This window comes from Halobaculum marinum (assembly GCF_029338555.1).
GTDB lineage: Archaea > Halobacteriota > Halobacteria > Halobacteriales > Haloferacaceae > Halobaculum > Halobaculum marinum.
This window is the reverse complement of sequence record NZ_CP119989.1, coordinates 969,804-986,816: the sequence shown is the minus strand read 5'-3', so window position 1 is coordinate 986,816 and position 17,013 is coordinate 969,804. Positions and strand designations below refer to the sequence as shown.

Below are 17,013 nucleotides of genomic sequence, written 5' to 3'. Positions count from 1 at the left end.
CGTCGGGGGTCAGCGTGGCGAGGAGGTCACGGGGACAGCTTCGCCTGTGCTGGCCCGCCTAACTCCGAGAGGTCGAGTGTGACGTCGCGACCACTGGACTCCACCCGAATGTGACAGGTGAACGAGGTGCTCATGCCCTTGACGATGCTCGAACTCGGCGATCCGATCTCGGCACTCGTGTCAAGCGCACACACGCCGACGCCGTCGCCACGACGGAGTGGCGGGAGGAAGTTGGAGTTGAGCATCCGGTACACCGAGCGGATGTCGGCGGCGGCAGCGCACACCGACGAGCACAGCATGATCCCGGACCGGAAGTTCCCGGAGTGCTGCTGTGCCTCGGTCACCATCGCCGAGAACGCCATCCCGAGACCGGTGAGGTCACCGAGGTCGTCGACCGACTGCACGTCGGTCGAGCCACGGCCCGTCCCCGCCAGCACCGACGTCCGATCACCAGCGCCGGCTTCGACCTGGTCCACCGAGCGCTTCACAGACCGGCCAGGAGTATCGGTCGAGAGGACAGCCGCGTGTTCGTCGGACGCGGGGGCGACGAGTTCGTAGAAGGCGGCTTCGAGCGCCTTCGAGTCGTCCCCGGTGAGCAGGATGCTCGTTCCGGGTTCCACACCATCGATCGGGAGCCCGTCGACGAGGAACTGTCTGCTCACAGCCTTACTCATGCGGGCACCTCGGTGTCTTCTGCCGACTCATCGCGTACCTGCCGCCGAAGTTCGAGGATCTCCATCGCCGTCTCCGCGAAGTCTTGGAGTTCTTCACGCTCGCCTTCGTCGTAGTTGCGCACCTCGAAGTCGATCAGACACACCTGGCCGATCACGTGTCCGTCGGGCGTCGTCATGTTCGCACCCGCGTACGATCGGATCCCCATCGCCTCCAGCGAGTTGTTCTCGCTGAAGCGCCTGTCCGCACGGATGTCTTCGACCACCATCACGTCCTCTTGGAGCATGCTGTGGGTGCAGATCGTCTCCTCGCGCGTGAGCGTGTCGAGGTCGGCACCGTGGCACGCGAGGAAGTTCTCCTCCTCCCGCTCGATGAGGCCGATGAACGCGACGCCAGCGTCGAAGTGGCTCGCGATGAGGTCGGTTAGGCGACTGAAACTGTCCTCGACCGGGAGGCTCTCGACGTCGTACTCCGCCAGGGCGGCGAGGCGCTCGGGTTCGTCGTCCGGCGCGAGGAATCCGACCTGCGCGGCGTGGTTGAGCACGTCCTCGGCGACGAAGCCGAGGCGGTCGTAGGCGTCGGGGAGGTCACGGTTCAGATACTCGACGATGGCGTCGCCGAACTGCGCCGTGTCGATCTCCATCGGCGAGACGTCGGTGAACAGGATACACGGCGTCTGCGCCGTCTCCTCACGGACGGCCTCGACGACGTCGAGTCCGGTACCGTCGGGGAGGTCGTACGCCGTGACGACGCCCGCGACGTCACCGTCGGCGATTCGCGCTCTCGCACGCTCTACCGAGGGTACTCCGTCGGCTGTGAGTGTCTCCTCGGCCTCGATAGCGGCTGTGACTGCGTCCAACCTCGAACGCTCGTCGACGCATAACATCGTTCGCTGCATACGGGAGCCACCAACCGAGTCGGTATAACGTAAACAGTCAAATTACCATCCGGGATAACGCACCGGTTGCACAGACTACACAGCGTCAGCTACGGTCGAACCACCTCACCTGCACGAGGGACAGCGATTCGGCAGACGTCTGCGGGAGTGGTCGTCGGACGAGTCAACGGACGAAGCGTCTCGCCAGGCGACCGAGTGCACCGGCTCGGCGGCAGCGCCGAAGCCGCTACTCTCGGTGCCGCTCGTAGGCGCCGGCCTTCCGGAGTTCCCCCGCCCGGCGCAACACGGCCGGGGTCCGACAGACACCCGCCCCACCGGCGGCCTGCGGGACGACGCAGTTGTTGCAGTCCTCGCAGACGACGCGTGCGTCCGACTCGCGCAACAGTCGCGCCGGTAGTTCGGGCTCGGCGTAGAACGGGCGGGCCATCCCGACGGCGTCGGCAGCGGCGTCGGTGGGGCCGTCGCCGAGGAGGCGCTCGGTCGTCGACCGGTCGCGGACGCCGCCCTCACACAGCACGGGCACGTTGGCCCGGGCGCGGACGCGACGGCAGAGGTCGGCGTTCCACGCGGACTCGCGGGAGTACACGAGCGACTCGACCCAGTTGGCGGCGGCGACGAGCGCCGCTCGCGGGAGCGAGCCGAACGCGTCGACGTAGCCGGCACGGAAGCGCTCGTCGCGCCACGACCGCCCCGGGAACGCCCCGCGGACGATGCTCATGTCCCAGAAGACGGAGCCGTTGACGGGGACGAGCGCGTCGTAGCCGGCGGCGTCGAGCCGCTGACACAGCCGGACGCAGTCAGTCGCAGACAGTGTCGGACCCACGCCGGGCGGCGCCTCCGTCTCGGCGGGCACCTTGGTCATGACCGGGACGCCGCCGGCACGGTCGCGAATCTCGGTGCGGACGACTTCGAAGAAGCGCGCGGGGTCGCCGAACTCGTCGTCGCGGCGGTTGTAGAACGGCGACGCGAACTGGTGGACGATGCCCATGTTCGCGCCGGCGAGGTGGATCAGGTCGTAGCCCGCGTCCACGGCGGACGCCGCGGAGCGACCGAAGTCCGCCGCCAGTTCGTAGCACTCGTCGGTCGTGAGCACGTGCGCGTCGTAATCGAGGAAGCCGAGGCGGTCGAGCGCGCGGAGGAGTCGTGGTGGCTCAGAGACGGCGAGTTGCTGGAGGTTCGGGTTGCGCTCGCGGTGGCCGTGGTGCCACGTCTCCATCGAGCGGAGGCCGCCATGTTCGAGTTGGATCGCGATGCGGCCGCCGTGGGCGTGGACCGCGTCCGGGAGTCTGCCCATCTCGGCGACGAAGTCGGGGTCGTGGACGCGAGTCATCCTCGGCGCCGCACAGCCACCCTCGCCGCGGACGATGGTCGCCCCCTGACAGACGAGGCCGGCGCCGGCGGCGGCCGCCGGTTCGAGGTCCGCGATCAGCGTGTCGACGGCGTCCGGCCCGTTGCCGGCGCACTCGAGGAGGGGCGCACGGTAGAGCCGGTTGGGGAGGGTGACCCCGCCGACGTCGAGCGGGTCGGTGAGTCGCGGCACGACCGGCCGTTCGACGCACGCGGACATGAACGCTCGCCCGACACGGTCGCCACGTTCATCCCCTCGGCCGCGGCAGGTGGGTCATGACTAACGAGGACACGACGACGGACGAGGTCGACGGGCGACGAGCGCCCGGCGGCGACCGGAACGCGACCGACGGTCCGGAGCCGTTCCGCTACGAGGCCGAGGTCGACCCCGGCGAGACGCGCCACGTCCGCCACGAGGTGGGTGAGACGTACCTCGGCGACCCGGTCGAGGTGCCGGTGACCGTGATCAACGGCGAGCACGACGGCCCGACCGTCTTCTGCACCGCGGCGATCCACGGCGACGAACTCAACGGCGTGAAAGTGCTCCAGGAGGTGGCCGACCGCTACGACCCCGCCGACATCCACGGGACGCTCGTCTGCATCCACGTGTGCAACGTCCCCGGCTACCTCGCGCAACAGCGCTATCTCCCGATCTACGACCAAGACCTCAACCGCTCGTTCCCGGGGAAGCCGCGCTCGAACACCGCCGAGCGCATGGCGAACGCCATCTACGAGACGTTCATCAAGCAGTGCGACCTGGGACTGGACTTCCACACCTCGACGCGCGGGCGGACGACGATGTACCACGTCCGCGCCGACATGGCCAATCCCGAGGTGGCCCGCCTCGCGCGGGCGTTCGGGAGCAACGTCGTCCTCTCGGGCGAGGCCGACGGCGGGAGTCTCCGGAGCGTCGCGACGACGGCGGGCATCCCGACCATCACCATCGAGATGGGGCGCGCCCACCGCTTCCAGCCGGAGTTGATCGAGCGGGGGCTAGACGGCGTCGAGAGCGTCCTCGCGGAGCACGACGTGCTCCCGGGGAAGCCGGTGATCTACCCCGGGTGGCGCCGGATCGTCGACGCCGCCACCGACAAGACGTGGCTCCGCGCCGACACCGGCGGCCTCGTCGAGATGGCGTACGACGCGCCGCTGGTGTACGAGGGCGACGCCGTCTGCACGATCAGCGACCACTTCAAGACGCGCGAGCGGACCGTCCGCGCGCCGTTCACCGGACTGGTCGTCGGCGCGCTCCAGAACCCCGTCGCCTCGCCCGGCCACCCGCTGTGTCACCTCGTCAGCGTGGACGAGGCGACCGCCGCCGAAGTCCAACGAGAGATCGACAGCGGCGAGTTCTCCGAGCGACCCTGGGTGTAGTCGCAGCGGCGACGCCCGGGTGCCGCGCGATTCAGTCGGCGGCGCCGACTTGGGCGTGGGTGTGGTGGTAGAACGCCACCAGCGGATCACCGTCGTCGTCTGCGACCGGTTCGAAGCACACCCGCCGGTAGCGGTCGTTGTCGAGGAGGTTCACCATGAGGCCGGCGTCGTGCACGGAGACGGAGTCGTAGGCGGCGCCGCAGGTGGGACACGTCTCTGGGGTGTCGTCGGGGACGTGCACGGAAGAAGTACGGTCGGCGTGTGCAAAAGGGCCGCGGCGGCGGTCCAGAGACCGGTTCAGCAGGCGCCGCCACCGGCGCCGCCGGCCGCACCCGCGCCCGCGCAACTGGCGCCGCTCGCCCCGGCGGCGGCCGCCATCGCCGCGGCGCTCCCGCCGGTGACGAGCGCGGCGTTCGACGTGCGGCTGTAGTCCTCGGCGTCGCCCCACGCGACGGGCGCCACCTCGTCGTCGATGTCGTCGGCGTCCTCGACGGCGCGGCGCAGGTCGGCGAGGCCGAACCCGGCGTCGGTCGCGAACCGGTCGACGAGGTCGTCGGTGAGGAGGACGCGCCGGCACTCCTCGGCCTCGAACAGTTCGTCCCCGTCGAAGGTGAACTGCACGTCGTAGTGCCGGACGAACACGTCGTCGAACGGCGCCTGCATCGCGTCGGCTGCGAGGCCGACGAGGTCCCACACGCGGTCCATGTCTGGCTCCTCGACGGACTCGCCCAGCGAGAACCGCGCGATGGGGACGACGACCGGCTCCCCGTTGGGCCCTTCGTTGACGACGGCGACGCCGGTGACGCCGCAGTCCTCTACCGACCGCGCGCTCCGGTCGAGTGCCTCGTGGAGCGCGTCGTCGGCGTCCGACTGGCGCGATTCGAGGTCGACCTGTTCCTCGGGCGTCTCCGATCCCAGCAGTCGTTCGAGCAGGGAGGGCATCGTGTCGGCGTGCCGACTCGTCGTACTTCGGCGTTTCGGCCCGCCGGTCGCTACTCCTCGTCCTCGCGACCGTGCGGGTCAGTCGCCTCGGGGTCGTCGACCGCGGGGTCGTGGCGCGCGTACCACGCCGTCAGCTCCTCCAGTCGGTGGATCGCGCGGTCGGGCGTGCCGATGTTGTGGTGCTCGTCTTCGTAGAGGACGAGGCGCGCCTCGACGCCCTGCTTCTTGGCGGCGACGTACAACTGCTCGCTCTGGCCCGGCGGACACCGCCAGTCCTCGCGCCCCGCCGTGATCAGCAGCGGTGTCTCGATGTTGCCCGCGTCGGTGATCGCCGACGACGCGTCGATGCCCTCTGGGTTCTCCCACGGGAGGCCGTACTCGTTCTCCATCCAGACGTGCGAGTCGTCCGTCCCGTACGCCGAGCGGAGGTCGTAGATACCGTGCTCGGGCGCCGCGGCGGTGAGCAGGTCCGGCTCCTGCGTGACGAGGAACCCCTGTGCGATGCCGCCGTAGGAGAAGCCGTAGCCGAACACGCGCTCGTCGTCGACCCAGCCGCGCTCGACCATCGACTCGACGCCGTTGGTGATGTCGGTCACCTCGTGGGTACCCCACTGCCCGCGCAGCGCCTCGGCGAAGTCGCGACCGTACGAGGAGCCGCCGCGGTAGTTCGGGCGGAGCACGACGTAGCCACGGCTGGTCAACGCGGCGTGGTCGAAGCTGAACACCGGTTCGTCGTAGCTGATCGGGCCGCCGTGGATGGCGACGACGAGCGGGTGGTCGCCGTCGTCCAGGTCCACGTCGGGGTCGTGGTAGACGACGCCCGAGATGGTCTCGCCGTCGCTGTCCCACTCGACGCGGCGCGACTCCGGCATCGCGTACTCGTCGACCAGGTCGGCGTTCGTCTCCGAGAGGCGCGTCAGCGACGGCGCCTCGCTCTCCTCGTCGGCGTCCAACTCCGCCGCGTCGACGACGTACACGTCCTGCCCGTCGCGCGGGTCCGAGAACACGAAGCCGGCGCGCTCTCCGTCGGCGGAGAGGTCGAAGCCGGCCATCGCGCGGTCGTCACCCTGCGCCTCGAAGGTGCGCTCGGCGGCGTCGCCCGCGGCACCGAGGTCGGCGGCCACCCGAACGAGCCGGGTGCGCGCCTCGTCGCCGACCAGCGTGTACAGCGTGTCGTCGGCGGCCCACACGGGTGCGCCGCCGCGGGCGACCGTCCGGTCGAGGTCGGCCGTCAGGGAGGCGTACTCGCCGCCTTCGTACAGATACACCTGACCCGGGATGCACCAGTTGACGGGGTCGCCACCGACGAACGCGAGGCGCTCGCCGTCGGGCGACCACGCGGGGGAGTTCGCCGAGAGGTCGCCGTCGGTCAGCTTCCGCAAGCCGGTGCCGTCGGGCGCGATGGTGAACACGTCGCGGACGAACGTGTCGTCGGGGTTCTCCTCGCGGCAGGAGGTGAACGCGATGCGGTCGCCCGCGCCCCAGTCTGGCTGGAGTCCGGTGAGGTCCTGGAAGGCGCCGCCGCCGTGGGCGTCGTCGAGGCGCTCGGCGTCGCCCGTCTCCGCGTCGACGACGTGGAGGTATGTCCGCACGGTGTCGGTGAAGCCGACGCCGTCGAGCTTGTGCTGGAGGCGCTCGGTCTCGACCGGATTCCCGTCCTTGCGACCGTCGAGGTACGCCTGCTCGGCGTCGGTCGGGTCGCGCGCGGCGACGACGAGTCGGTCGCCGTCGGGGCTCCAGTCGAACTCGCCGGCACCCTCGTCGAAGTCGGTGACTTGTGTCGCGTCGCCGCCGAGCGAGAGGTCGAACGTCCACACCTGCGAGGTCGGTTCGTCGTCGTCAGCGCCGGCGTCGGCGCCGTCCGCTTCCGCGTCCTCGTCGTCGTCGTCTCCGTCGTCGTCCGTGCCGACCCGGCGAGCGGTGTCGGTGTCGCGGGCGGCGAGGAACGCGAGGCGGTCGCCGTCGGGGCTCCACGCCGGACTCGACGCGCCGGAGACGCGGGTGAGGCGGTGGGGGTCGCGGCTCCCGTCGGCGGGTGCGACGAACAGCGACCCGACCGGTTCGTCGGTGTCGGGGTCGTACTCGGTCGTCGTGAACGCGACCCGATCCCCCGACGGCGAGACCGCGACCTCGCCGACCTGGGTCAGATCGTAGTAGGCGTCCAGCGGCAGTTCCGTCATGCCCCGACGTGACGGTCGGCGCCGCAAATAGCTTCGTCAACCGGTGGCGACGGCCGCGACTCGCTGTGGGGGCCGGGATGTCGGAGGGACGCGGTCGGAACCGACGGTCTGAAATCGGTCTCACGCCCAGCCTGCACCATGACCGAACACACGTCCGGCGGCACGACCGCCGACGCGTGGGACCGAGCGGGCGTCCCGACGCCCGACGCGCTGGCCGCGACGGCGGAGGCGGCCGCACGTGCGGCGGGCGACTACCTCGCCGAGCGGTTCCGCGACGGCGGCACCGTCGGCGACTTCCACACCGACGACGTGAAAGCCGAGGCCGACACCGCCGCCGAGCGCCGCGTTTTCGACCGGATCCACGAGGACTTCCCCAACCACTCCCTCCACGGCGAGGAGTCGACGCGCCCGGGCGACGGCCCAATCGAGTGGGTGGTCGACCCGCTCGACGGCACGAACAACTACGCCATCGACTACCCCTCCATCGCGACGGCGCTCGCCGCGCGGACGAACGACGAGACGCTCGTCGCCTGCATCTACGAACCGCTCGTCGACGACTGCTACGTCGCCGTCCGCGGGGACGGTGCGACGTTGAACGGCGACCCCCTGACGACGACGGCGCGGGACCGCCCGCTCGACCGCTCGACCGTCTCGCTGGTGGTCGGCCTCCCGGCCGTCCGCGACGAGCGCCTCCGCGCGGAGGCTGACACCGTCGGCGACGCGCTCGGCGACCGGACCAAACGGGTGCTGGAGACGTGGTCGCCGTGCGTCGACTGGGGACTGCTCGCGCGGGGGAGCATCGCGGGCATCGTCTGCGCGTACCCCGACCCCTTCGAGCAGGAGGCCGGCGAACTGCTCGCCGCGGAGGCGGGGGTCGTGTCGGCGTCGCGCGACGGCTACTACGTCGGCGCCGTCGACGAGGAGACGCTCGCCGCGTTGGTGGACGTGGTGCCGGCAGAAGACTGAGTGGGCACGAACGCCGAGCGTTCTCCCGGGACCGGGGAGTCGTGTAGGCTGGTTACCTGCGGTCGCGGAGCCAGCGGAACCCGAACACCGCCCCGACGGCAGGGATCGAGAGCACGAACAGGTACGGGAGCGCGTACGCCGTCAACACGACGAGTCCACGACCCATGACGATCACGCCGTCGACGGACTCCAGGAACGCCTCGGTCAGCGGCGTCTCGTACCACTGAGTGCGCTCGGGCGGTTCGTAGTCGGGGCGGGGCTCCGAGAGTCGCACCGTGATCGTCGAGTAGGCGACCTGGCGCTGGAGGCTCTGGAGGCGTGCCTCGGTTCGTTCGATCTCCGTCTGCACGTCCGACAGTTCGCGCTGCACCGCGAGCACGTCCTCCGTGTCGTTGGCCCGGTCGTACAGTTCGCGCAGGCGGTCGCGCTCGGCGCGGAGGCTCTCCAACCGCGCCTGGAGGTCGACCACCTGCGTCGTCACGTCGTCGGTCGACTGCTCCTCAGACCGCACCTCGCCGCTCGCGAGCACGGCGTCGTACGCCCCCGAGTAGTTGCCCGAGGGGATCCGGAGGACGACGACGCCCTCTTTCCACGTCCGGTTCTCCTCGCCGCGCACCTCCGAGCGGGTCGACCCGACGTAGCCGCCGCGTTCGCGCGCGAGTTCGGTGAGGTTCGCGGTCGCGGCGTCGTAGTCGTCGACCCGGAGGCTGACGGTCGCCTCGTAGATGATCTGTCGGTTCTCGATCTGTGCGGCGATGCCGCCGGCGCCGTCGTCGCCTGTGGACTCGCCCGACCCGACCGAGTCGGGCGCGGCGGTCGCCTCCGCCGCCTCCGCGCCGGTGTCGACGGATACGCTCCCGCCGTCGCCCCCGCCCGCGGCGTTGCCGCCGGCGCCCGAACAGCCGGCGAGCACGAGGAGGAGGGCACAACAGACTGCCACGAGTGGGCCACGTCGCATGGGCGTCGCTTCCTCGTCAGGGGGCCTAACTGTTGGGTAGCGTGAAAGAGCCGTTTGACCCTTCCGTCGGCGGCCCCTCCGATCGACTATGAAGCGACGCCTGCTGGAGATGCGCTGGCTCGACGCGCTGTTCGCCCACTGGCGGGTCGACCCAGCGACGGTCGAGGCGCGCCTGCCCGACGCGCTCTCGGTGGCGACGTACGACGGCGACGCGTACCTCGGGGTGGTCCCATTCGAGATGACGGACATCCGGCCCCGGGGGTTCCCGGTCGGCCTGTCGTTCCCCGAGTTGAACCTCCGAACGTACGTCACCGACGGCGAGACGAAGGGGGTGTACTTCTTCAGTCTCGACGCCGCCGACCCGGTGGGCGTCGGCGTCGCCCGGTCGCTGTTCCAGTTGCCGTACTACCGCGCGTCGATGGACGTGACGCGCGACGGCGACCGCGTCACGTTCACCAGCCACCGCACCCACCGCGGCGCACCCCCAGTGCACTTCGACGCGACGTACGGACCGGCGGGAGCGACGAGCACACCCGAACCGGGGAGTCTGGAGTCGTTCCTCGTCGAGAACTACCGCTTCTACACCGAGGGACGGGGGCGGCTCTACTACGGCGATATCGCCCACGACCCGTGGCCGCTCGCGCCCGCCGAGGCGGAGATTCGCACGAACGGCCTGTTCGAGGCGAACGGCTTCGAGGAACCCGACGGCGACCCGCTCCTCCACTACTCGCCCGGATCGGCCGTGACCGCCGACCGGATCCGGCGCTACGAGTCGGTCGCACGCGAGGGTGAGTCTCGGACTGACGGCGCCGTCACCATCCCCGTCAGCGACGCGGAGTGACCCGCACACCCGGCACAAAGCACTTGCCCGAACCTGACAGTCTGTCGATCTGATGCGCCGCCCTCCCCGCGCCCTCCTCGCGTGTAGCCTCGCGCTCGCCCTCGTCGCCGGGTGTCTCGGTTCCCCAGGTACCTCCTCACCCTCGGCGACTACGTCGCCGTCAGCCGACTCGACGTCACTCCCCGGCGACCCGGTCGTGTGGCCGGACGGACCGAAGGAACGGCCCCCCGCTCCGGCGACGCTCAACGAGTCCTCGGTCGGCGAGTACGCCGAGACCCACGAGTACCGGTACGTGTACAACAGCCTCTGGTTCGACCCCTCGACCGAGGTGACGCTGGAGTGCGACCTCGACGGGGTCGACCGTGACCGCGGCGCCTGGCGCGCCACCGTGACCTGTACGGGGTACTCGAACAGCGACGGCAGGACCGACAACGGCACCATCACCGGTACGCCGGGCCCGCACGCCGACTACTTCACCCAGACGTGGGTGTACTGGATCGACCGGAGCGACGACGGCGACACGGTCGTCCACCGGGTCGACGCTGCGGAGTGAACCGGCGACAACTTCGGCGACGACGGCGACTCACTCGGGCAACTCGTGGAGGAACGTCTGGAACTCCGCCGTCCGCCCGTCCGGGTCGTCGGCGAAGAACTGGTAGATGTCGTACTGCTCGTTCACGTGTGGCTCCTCCCGAGCGGCGTCGCCGACGCGTTCGTGGAGACGGTCGACGCCCGCGCGGTCGCCGTAGACGAACGTGAGGATGCCCTCGGTCTCGGTGTCGCCGGGGTCGGCGTCGCAGAAGCCGAACCGGAAGTCGCCGTGCGCGAGGATGGTACAGCCGGGCTGTTCGAGCCACACACTGGCACCGACGACCTCGCGGTACCAGTCGACGACGCGGTCGCGGTTCGCAGTTCGGAAGAAGACGAGGCCGCCGGGATGGGACATACGCGGCGCACGTCCGCCGGGACCGAATCCGTTTCGGGTCGCGACCGGCTGCGTCGGGGTCACGCCCCCCGCGTGTCGTCTGGGGCGAGGGCCGGGCACCAGCCAGAGCGGTGGGCACGTCGGCGGTCGCAACGACAGTCAGACACTTGTGTCGTCGACGACGAAGGACGAGGGATGCAGTCTTGGCTTCGAGTCCTGACTCGGCTCCACCACTACAGCTATCCGGCCATCGGTGTCTGCGGCCTGGTGGCAACGGTGGCGCTGTCGCGTCCGGGAGCCGACGTCGTGGTCCTCGGACCGGTCCGATTCGACGTGTTCTACGCCTCACTCGTCTCGTTCGGAGCGCTGCTGGTACTCTCACTGACCGACGAGTACGACTCGGTAGACTACGGGATCGGATCAGTCGACGAGGAGGAGTAGTCGCTGCGCGTCAGCGGCTATCGCGCGTCCTCGATCACCGCGCGGAACGCCTCGGCGCGCTCGGTGATCGCGTCGAAGTCGCCCGCCTCGACGAGGTCGCGGTCGACGAGCGCGGAGCCAGCGCCCACACAGGCGGCGCCCGCTTCGACGTAGTCGGCGGCGTTGTCCGGGGAGACGCCGCCGGTCGGCATGATCTCCAGTTGGCCGAGCGGCCCCTTCAGCGCCGCGACGTGGTCCGGGCCGACGGTCTTCGCGGGGAACACCTTCACCATGTCCGCGCCGGCCTCGTACGCGTCGACCGCCTCCGTCGGCGTCATCACGCCCGGCGCACACAGCACGCCGTAGCGGTTGCACGTCTCGACGACCCCCGCGTCGAAGGAGGGCGAGACGACGAACTCGGCGCCGGCGGCGATGGCCGCGCGGGCCGTCTCGCTGTCGAGGACGGTGCCGGCGCCGACGAGCACGTCGTCGTCCAGCGCGTCGCTCAGGGTGGCGATCATGTCGGTCGCCCCCGCCGTGTCGGCGGTGACCTCCAGCGCCGTCACGCCGCCGGCGACGAGCGCCTCGGCGGTGTCGACGACCGTCTCCGGCTCTGCCCCGCGGAGGACGGCGACCACACCCGACTCGCGCATCGCGGCGACCGCATCGGTAGTACTCATACGCGAGTAACGACTCGGCTGGAGAATAAAACCGACGGGTGCCCGCCGATCGGGGCGCAGTCGCCCGGTTCGCCCGCACGGTCGTGTGCCGACAGCGACGCCTCGGTGGCGCCGAGAACACGGTGGCTGCGCCTACCCGTGCGCCGCCGCGGTCCAACCGCGAGCGGGATATGTCACTCCGTCACTTCCCTCGGGTGATGGAGGCTCACCCGGGGGCGGTCACCCCCGACTACGAAGAACTGTACCGAGCCGTCGCGCCGTCGGTGGTCTCGGTGTACGCGGACGGCGGCGGCGCGACACGCGGCGCGGGGTCGGGGTTCGTGTACGACGACGCCCACGTCGTCACGAACGACCACGTCGTCGGCGACCGACGGACCGTCAGCGTCCGCTTCGCCGACGGCTCGTGGCTGGAGGGCACCGTCGTCGGCGTCGACGCCTACACCGACCTCGCGGTCGTCAGCGTCGACGGGATGGACGCCGAGCCCTTGGCGGTCGCCGCCGACGTACCCGTCCCGGGGCGTCCGGTCGCCGCGCTCGGCAACCCGATGGGGCTGGACGGCTCGATCACGGCGGGAATCGTCTCGGGCGTGAATCGCTCGATGGCGATGCGTGGCGGCTTCTCCGTCCCCGACGTGGTGCAGACGGACGCCGCGATCAACCCCGGCAACAGCGGCGGCCCGCTCGTCGCCGCGACCGACGACGGCGGCTACGAGGTCGTCGGCGTCAACCGCGCGAAGGGGGGCGACAACATCGGCTTCGCCATCTCCGCGCGACTGGTGACCCGGGTCGTCCCGACGCTCATCGCCGACGGCGTCCACCGGCACCCGTACCTCCGGGTTCGGACGATGGACGTGACACCGGCGCTGGCGGGGGCGAACGGCCTCGTCGAGACCGACGGCGTGCTCGTCGTCGACGTCGGCGAGGACGGCCCCGCCGCCAGCGACGACGGCCTGCACGGCTGCTCACGAACCGCGGTCGTCGGCGACCGCGAACTCCCGGTCGGCGGCGACGTCGTCGTCGCGGTCGACGGCGACCCCGTCCGGAGCCACGAGGAACTGGTCCGGCAACTGATCCTCCACGGCGCCCCCGGCGAGACGGTCGCGCTGTCGGTGTACCGCGACGGCGAGACGACCCGGCGGGTCGTCGAGGTGGAGTTGGCCGAGCGGCCCGGCACAGCGGGGACGGTGCCGGTGCGATAGCGGGACCCAGTTCGGTGTGGTAGCAGGGTCAGCTGTCGCCTGTCAGGATCGCAGACAGATCGTCCAATTTCTCGGGGAGCCCGCCCCAACGGTCCGCCGTTCTCACTCCCCGCGCGGTACCGCGACCGCGCCGACACCGAACGCGACCAGCGCCAGCACCGCGAGGATCGCGAGGTTCCCGGCGGCACCGAGCCCCGCCAGCCCGTCGGCGGTCGGCGCCTCGAAGGTGAGCGCGCGCACACCCCGAGAGAAGTAGGTGAGCGGCGAGAGGTTCACCACCGGAAGGAACCACTCGGGGAGCAGATCCGGCGGCACGAACGTGTCCGAGAGGAACAACAGCGGGAGCGCGACGGAGTTCGAGGCGGCGATGACGCCGTCTTGCGTGTCCGACACCCGCCCGAGGATCGCGCCGACGCCGCAGAACAGCACCACTCCGACGACGACGAACGGGACGAGGACGAGCAGGTCGAGCGAGATGGGGATGGCCGCGCCGGTGACGAGCGTCACGAGCACGAACACCAGCAGGGAGGCGACGCCGATGACGCCGACGTTGACGAGCGTGTGGGCCAGGAGCCACTCGCCGCGCGTGAGCGGCGTCGTCGCCAACTTCTCGAACCGGTGGTCGTCGCGGTGGCGCGCGATCTCAGAGCCGACGCGCGACAGCGGTGTGAACAGCACCACCGTCGCGAGGTACCCCGGCAGGTAGTACGCGTCCGGCTGGGAGAACAGCCCCCCGCCGCCGGGCTGTGTGCGCACGAGCACGCCGAAGATGAGCACGAGCAGCAGCGGGAAGAAGAACGTGAAGAACACCGCCGTCCGCCGGCGGAGGAACGAGCGCCCCGCCGCGACCGTCTCGGCACGGACCCGCCCGACGCGGCTCATTGGTCCACCTCCGTCGCGGCGGCGGCACCAGCGTCGGCCCCGTCGCCCACCGGCTCCTCGGTCGCGTCCCCGGTGGCGCCCTCGACCGCGCTCGCACCCGGCGTGAACGCCCCTTCGAACGTCTCGCCGGTGAGCCGGAGGTACACGTCCTCCAGCGTCGGTTCGGTCCACGTGAGCGACTCGTACGTCACGCCGGCGTCGGCCAGCGCAGTCACGGCGTCGGCGAGGTCGGTCGGCGCCACGTCGCCGAGGACGAGTTCGTCGGCGCCGACGTCGACGGCGAACCCGGCCTCACGGAGGGGGTCGGCACCCGCCTCGACGTCGGGACCGGCGACGACGAGGCGGGCGGGGCCGCCGTGCTCGGCGACCAACTCCGCGGGCGTCCCCACGGCGACGAGGTCGCCGTCGCGCAGGAGGCCGACGCGGTCGCTGAGTCGCTCGACCTCAGCCATCGAGTGACTGGTGAGGAAGACGGTGACGCCGCCGTCGGCGAGCTCCTCGATCAGCGCCCACAGCGAGCGCCGGCCTGCGGGGTCGATGCCGGTCGTCGGTTCGTCGAGGAACAGCACGTCGGGGTCGTTGACGAGCGCCGTGGCGACGCACGCGCGACGCTTCTGGCCCCCGGAGAGCTTCTCGTACCACGTGTCGGCGTCGGCGGCGAGGCCCACGTCGGCGAGCACCTCGTCGACCGGGCGCGACTCGTCGTAGAGGCCGCCGTAGTACGCGACGAGTTCGCGGGCGGTGAGGCGCTCGGGCGGGCCGAACTCCTGAGGGAGCAGTCCGACCCGCGAGCGGTCGGACTCGCGGGCGGGCGCGCCGAACAGTTCGAGGGTGCCCTCGGCGTCGGCGGTGCCGGTGAGCGCGCGCACGAGCGTCGTCTTCCCGGCGCCGTTGGGGCCGATGAGGCCGAACACCTCCCCCGCACGGACGTCGAGCGAGACGCCGTCGAGCGCCACCGTCTCGTCGTACGCCTTCCGGGCGTCGACGGCGCGGACGACCGTCGCGTCGTTCATGGCCGACGCTGGGAGCGTCGCGGACAAGAGGGTGCCGAAGGCGGGGCGTCGCCCGGATCGAGCGGCCCGAACGGTCGTCGCCGCCGCGGATGAACAGCGCCACCCCGAGCGCGAACCGGACGGAGACGAACGTGATTACGCCCACGACGACGGTGACCTCCACGTCGTCGGGCGGTCAGTTCGCGCGGCGGCTGAGCACCAGCGTCGCCCCGGCGACCGCCACGGCGGCGACGACGACGCCGAAGCCGGGGACCGGCGTCGACGACTCGGTCGGTGCGTCCGAGTCGGTCACGGTCGACCCGACGACGCTCGGACCCGACGTCCCCGACTCGGAGCGGGGAACCGCCGCCCGCCCCGACTCGGACGGGTCGTACTCGACGGTCGTGCTCGCGTTCGGGTACGGTACGTCGGCCGCGTCGAGCCGCCCGTCCCGGTCGACGTCCCGGTACACGGTGACCGTGAGCGTGCCGGGGTCGGCGGCGGCGAGGCTCACGAGGCCGCCCGTGTACCCCGTGTCGGGGGCGCGTGGGTGGACGCCGACGACGTCGCCGTCCGCCTCGGCGACGACGACGAGGCTCCGGTGGGAGACGGTCGCGTCGAAGGCGACCTGTCGCTCGTCCTCCCCGCGGACGCTCGCCGAGAGGGTCGCCGCCGGGTCGCGGACGACCGCGCGTCGCTCCACGCCGCCCGATCGGTGGGGGAGCCGCACCGTGACGGTCAGCCGTGTGCCGTCGGTCGCGTTCGCGGTGCCGAGGCTCGCGTCGAACGTCCCGTTGGCACCGACGGTCACCCGCCGGGTCGTCGTCGTGCCGTCCGCTCGCGCCGCCTCGACGACCAGCGTCGACCCGGGGGCGAGCGTCGTCCGGCCGCGAACCGGCTCTCCGGCGGCGAGCACGACGCGCTCGTCGCGCGGCCAGTTCGTCAGTGTCGCGTCCGGGTCGACGACGACGAACGACGTCTCCGCGGACGCCGGATCCGCGCCGGCCGCTCGGTCGTGGACGTCCGCCCAGTCGAAGCCCCCAGTCGCGTTCAGGGTGAGGTTCGCAGCGAACCGGTCGCCGCTGTAGAGTTCCGCTGGCGCGCCGTCGGCGGCAGGGTAGCCGAGGTCGGTGTCACCGTGGACTACCCGGAGGTCCCGGGTGTCGGCGACGAGGTAGTACGTGTCGTTGGCCGGGTCGGTGTACAGCGACCCCGCGTCGGGATCGAGGAGGTCGACCGCCTTCACCCGACGCGAGGGCGTCGGGTTCGTCTGGACGGCACGCAGCGCGCCGCCGGTCCGGTTCAGGTACGCCGCGAACGCCGCGAGCGACGCGTCCGAATCGTTCGTGTCGACGGCCCACGAGAGGCGGTCCGCGTCGAACGCGAGTACCACCGTCCCCGGATGCAGCACCGTCCGGTCGCCGTCCTCGACATCGTAGTCACCGAGTTGATCGATACCACCGCTCGTGACGATGCTTCCGTTGTTCATGGCGGCCCCGAGCTCTTCCCCGGAGTCGAAGGTCGTATTCGCACCCGTGTACCCGACGGTCAGATTCCCGATCCGCGGGGTACCGACGACGAGCGTGAGTGTGTCGACCACCGATCCGCTCTTGAGCAGGGTGAGCGTGTACTCCCCCTCGCGGAAGGACCCAACCGCTCGCTCGACGCCAAATGCGAGGTGACCTGCGGTGGTGTACGCGGCCGAGCCAGTTGCAGACGTGTTCACTACCAACGTTC

The 17,013-nt window shown here is 71.0% G+C and carries 18 protein-coding genes; 6 read left to right on the top strand and 12 right to left on the bottom strand.

The window, feature by feature from the left end; translation table 11 throughout:
* Nucleotides 1-26: 26 nt before the first annotated feature.
* The 3 genes from P0R32_RS05200 to P0R32_RS05190 all read right to left on the bottom strand — a co-directional run bounded on the left by P0R32_RS05200 (nucleotide 27) and on the right by P0R32_RS05190 (nucleotide 3,137).
* Complete coding sequence (locus P0R32_RS05200) at nucleotides 27-674, bottom strand: DUF7504 family protein (protein WP_276238891.1); 648 nt, start codon at nucleotides 672-674, stop codon at nucleotides 27-29.
* Nucleotides 671-1,531, bottom strand: a complete 861-nt coding sequence (locus tag P0R32_RS05195) for a GAF domain-containing protein (protein WP_276238890.1) — start codon at nucleotides 1,529-1,531, stop codon at nucleotides 671-673. Before P0R32_RS05195 ends, P0R32_RS05200 begins: the two co-directional genes overlap by 4 nt.
* A gap of 265 nt (nucleotides 1,532-1,796) precedes the next feature.
* A complete protein-coding gene (locus P0R32_RS05190) occupies nucleotides 1,797-3,137 on the bottom strand; it encodes an oxidoreductase (RefSeq protein ID WP_276238889.1) in 1,341 nt (446 codons plus the stop codon).
* Nucleotides 3,138-3,193: 56 nt separating this feature from the next.
* On the opposite strand from P0R32_RS05190, the gene P0R32_RS05185 reads away from it, so the two are divergent.
* Nucleotides 3,194-4,291, top strand: a complete 1,098-nt coding sequence (locus P0R32_RS05185; protein WP_276238888.1) for a succinylglutamate desuccinylase/aspartoacylase family protein — start codon at nucleotides 3,194-3,196, stop codon at nucleotides 4,289-4,291.
* Nucleotides 4,292-4,322: 31 nt separating this feature from the next.
* Here P0R32_RS05185 and P0R32_RS05180 read toward each other — a convergent pair whose 3' ends face one another.
* The 3 genes from P0R32_RS05180 to P0R32_RS05170 are packed head-to-tail and all read right to left on the bottom strand — an operon-like array spanning nucleotide 4,323 to nucleotide 7,413.
* On the bottom strand, nucleotides 4,323-4,532 hold the full coding sequence (locus P0R32_RS05180) for a DUF8145 family protein (RefSeq protein ID WP_276238887.1): 210 nt from the start codon (nucleotides 4,530-4,532) through the stop codon (nucleotides 4,323-4,325).
* 56 nt (nucleotides 4,533-4,588) lie between these two features.
* Nucleotides 4,589-5,233, bottom strand: coding sequence for a hypothetical protein (locus P0R32_RS05175; protein WP_276238886.1), 645 nt, complete (start codon nucleotides 5,231-5,233; stop codon nucleotides 4,589-4,591).
* Nucleotides 5,234-5,283: 50 nt separating this feature from the next.
* Complete coding sequence (locus tag P0R32_RS05170) at nucleotides 5,284-7,413, bottom strand: S9 family peptidase (protein ID WP_276238885.1); 2,130 nt, start codon at nucleotides 7,411-7,413, stop codon at nucleotides 5,284-5,286.
* A 138-nt stretch (nucleotides 7,414-7,551) separates the two neighbouring features.
* On the opposite strand from P0R32_RS05170, the gene P0R32_RS05165 reads away from it, so the two are divergent.
* Nucleotides 7,552-8,379, top strand: coding sequence for an inositol monophosphatase family protein (locus tag P0R32_RS05165; RefSeq protein ID WP_276238884.1), 828 nt, complete (start codon nucleotides 7,552-7,554; stop codon nucleotides 8,377-8,379).
* 52 nt (nucleotides 8,380-8,431) lie between these two features.
* Here P0R32_RS05165 and P0R32_RS05160 read toward each other — a convergent pair whose 3' ends face one another.
* Nucleotides 8,432-9,337, bottom strand: coding sequence for a DUF4349 domain-containing protein (locus P0R32_RS05160; RefSeq protein ID WP_276238883.1), 906 nt, complete (start codon nucleotides 9,335-9,337; stop codon nucleotides 8,432-8,434).
* 88 nt (nucleotides 9,338-9,425) lie between these two features.
* Here P0R32_RS05160 and P0R32_RS05155 point away from each other — a divergent pair, with 88 nt between their 5' ends.
* Nucleotides 9,426-10,178, top strand: a complete 753-nt coding sequence (locus P0R32_RS05155; protein WP_276238882.1) for a YqjF family protein — start codon at nucleotides 9,426-9,428, stop codon at nucleotides 10,176-10,178.
* A 52-nt stretch (nucleotides 10,179-10,230) separates the two neighbouring features.
* Nucleotides 10,231-10,731 carry a hypothetical protein gene (locus P0R32_RS05150; RefSeq protein ID WP_276238881.1) on the top strand — a complete coding sequence of 167 codons (501 nt, stop codon included), beginning with the start codon at nucleotides 10,231-10,233 and terminating at the stop codon, nucleotides 10,729-10,731.
* A gap of 30 nt (nucleotides 10,732-10,761) precedes the next feature.
* Here the strand turns inward: P0R32_RS05150 and P0R32_RS05145 are convergent, their stop codons facing one another.
* The gene (locus P0R32_RS05145; protein WP_276238880.1) at nucleotides 10,762-11,124 is read right to left on the bottom strand and encodes a VOC family protein; all 363 of its coding nucleotides are present in this window, start codon (nucleotides 11,122-11,124) and stop codon (nucleotides 10,762-10,764) included.
* 246 nt (nucleotides 11,125-11,370) lie between these two features.
* Here P0R32_RS05145 and P0R32_RS05140 point away from each other — a divergent pair, with 246 nt between their 5' ends.
* A complete protein-coding gene (locus P0R32_RS05140; protein WP_276238879.1) occupies nucleotides 11,371-11,544 on the top strand; it encodes a hypothetical protein in 174 nt (57 codons plus the stop codon).
* Nucleotides 11,545-11,561: 17 nt separating this feature from the next.
* On the opposite strand, the gene P0R32_RS05135 is transcribed toward P0R32_RS05140, so the two are convergent.
* Nucleotides 11,562-12,203, bottom strand: a complete 642-nt coding sequence (locus P0R32_RS05135; protein ID WP_276238878.1) for a bifunctional 4-hydroxy-2-oxoglutarate aldolase/2-dehydro-3-deoxy-phosphogluconate aldolase — start codon at nucleotides 12,201-12,203, stop codon at nucleotides 11,562-11,564.
* A 197-nt stretch (nucleotides 12,204-12,400) separates the two neighbouring features.
* Between P0R32_RS05135 and P0R32_RS05130 the strand changes: the two genes are divergently transcribed.
* Nucleotides 12,401-13,402: a S1C family serine protease gene (locus tag P0R32_RS05130; RefSeq protein WP_276238877.1), complete on the top strand. Its 1,002-nt coding sequence runs from the start codon at nucleotides 12,401-12,403 to the stop codon at nucleotides 13,400-13,402.
* A gap of 102 nt (nucleotides 13,403-13,504) precedes the next feature.
* On the opposite strand, the gene P0R32_RS05125 is transcribed toward P0R32_RS05130, so the two are convergent.
* The 3 genes from P0R32_RS05125 to P0R32_RS05115 form a co-directional block, all read right to left on the bottom strand.
* On the bottom strand, nucleotides 13,505-14,284 hold the full coding sequence (locus tag P0R32_RS05125) for an ABC transporter permease (protein ID WP_276238876.1): 780 nt from the start codon (nucleotides 14,282-14,284) through the stop codon (nucleotides 13,505-13,507).
* A complete protein-coding gene (locus P0R32_RS05120) occupies nucleotides 14,281-15,297 on the bottom strand; it encodes an ABC transporter ATP-binding protein (RefSeq protein ID WP_276238875.1) in 1,017 nt (338 codons plus the stop codon). Before P0R32_RS05120 ends, P0R32_RS05125 begins: the two co-directional genes overlap by 4 nt.
* Nucleotides 15,298-15,472: 175 nt before the next feature.
* Nucleotides 15,473-17,002, bottom strand: a complete 1,530-nt coding sequence (locus P0R32_RS05115; RefSeq protein WP_276238874.1) for a BGTF surface domain-containing protein — start codon at nucleotides 17,000-17,002, stop codon at nucleotides 15,473-15,475.
* Nucleotides 17,003-17,013 lie beyond the last annotated feature (11 nt).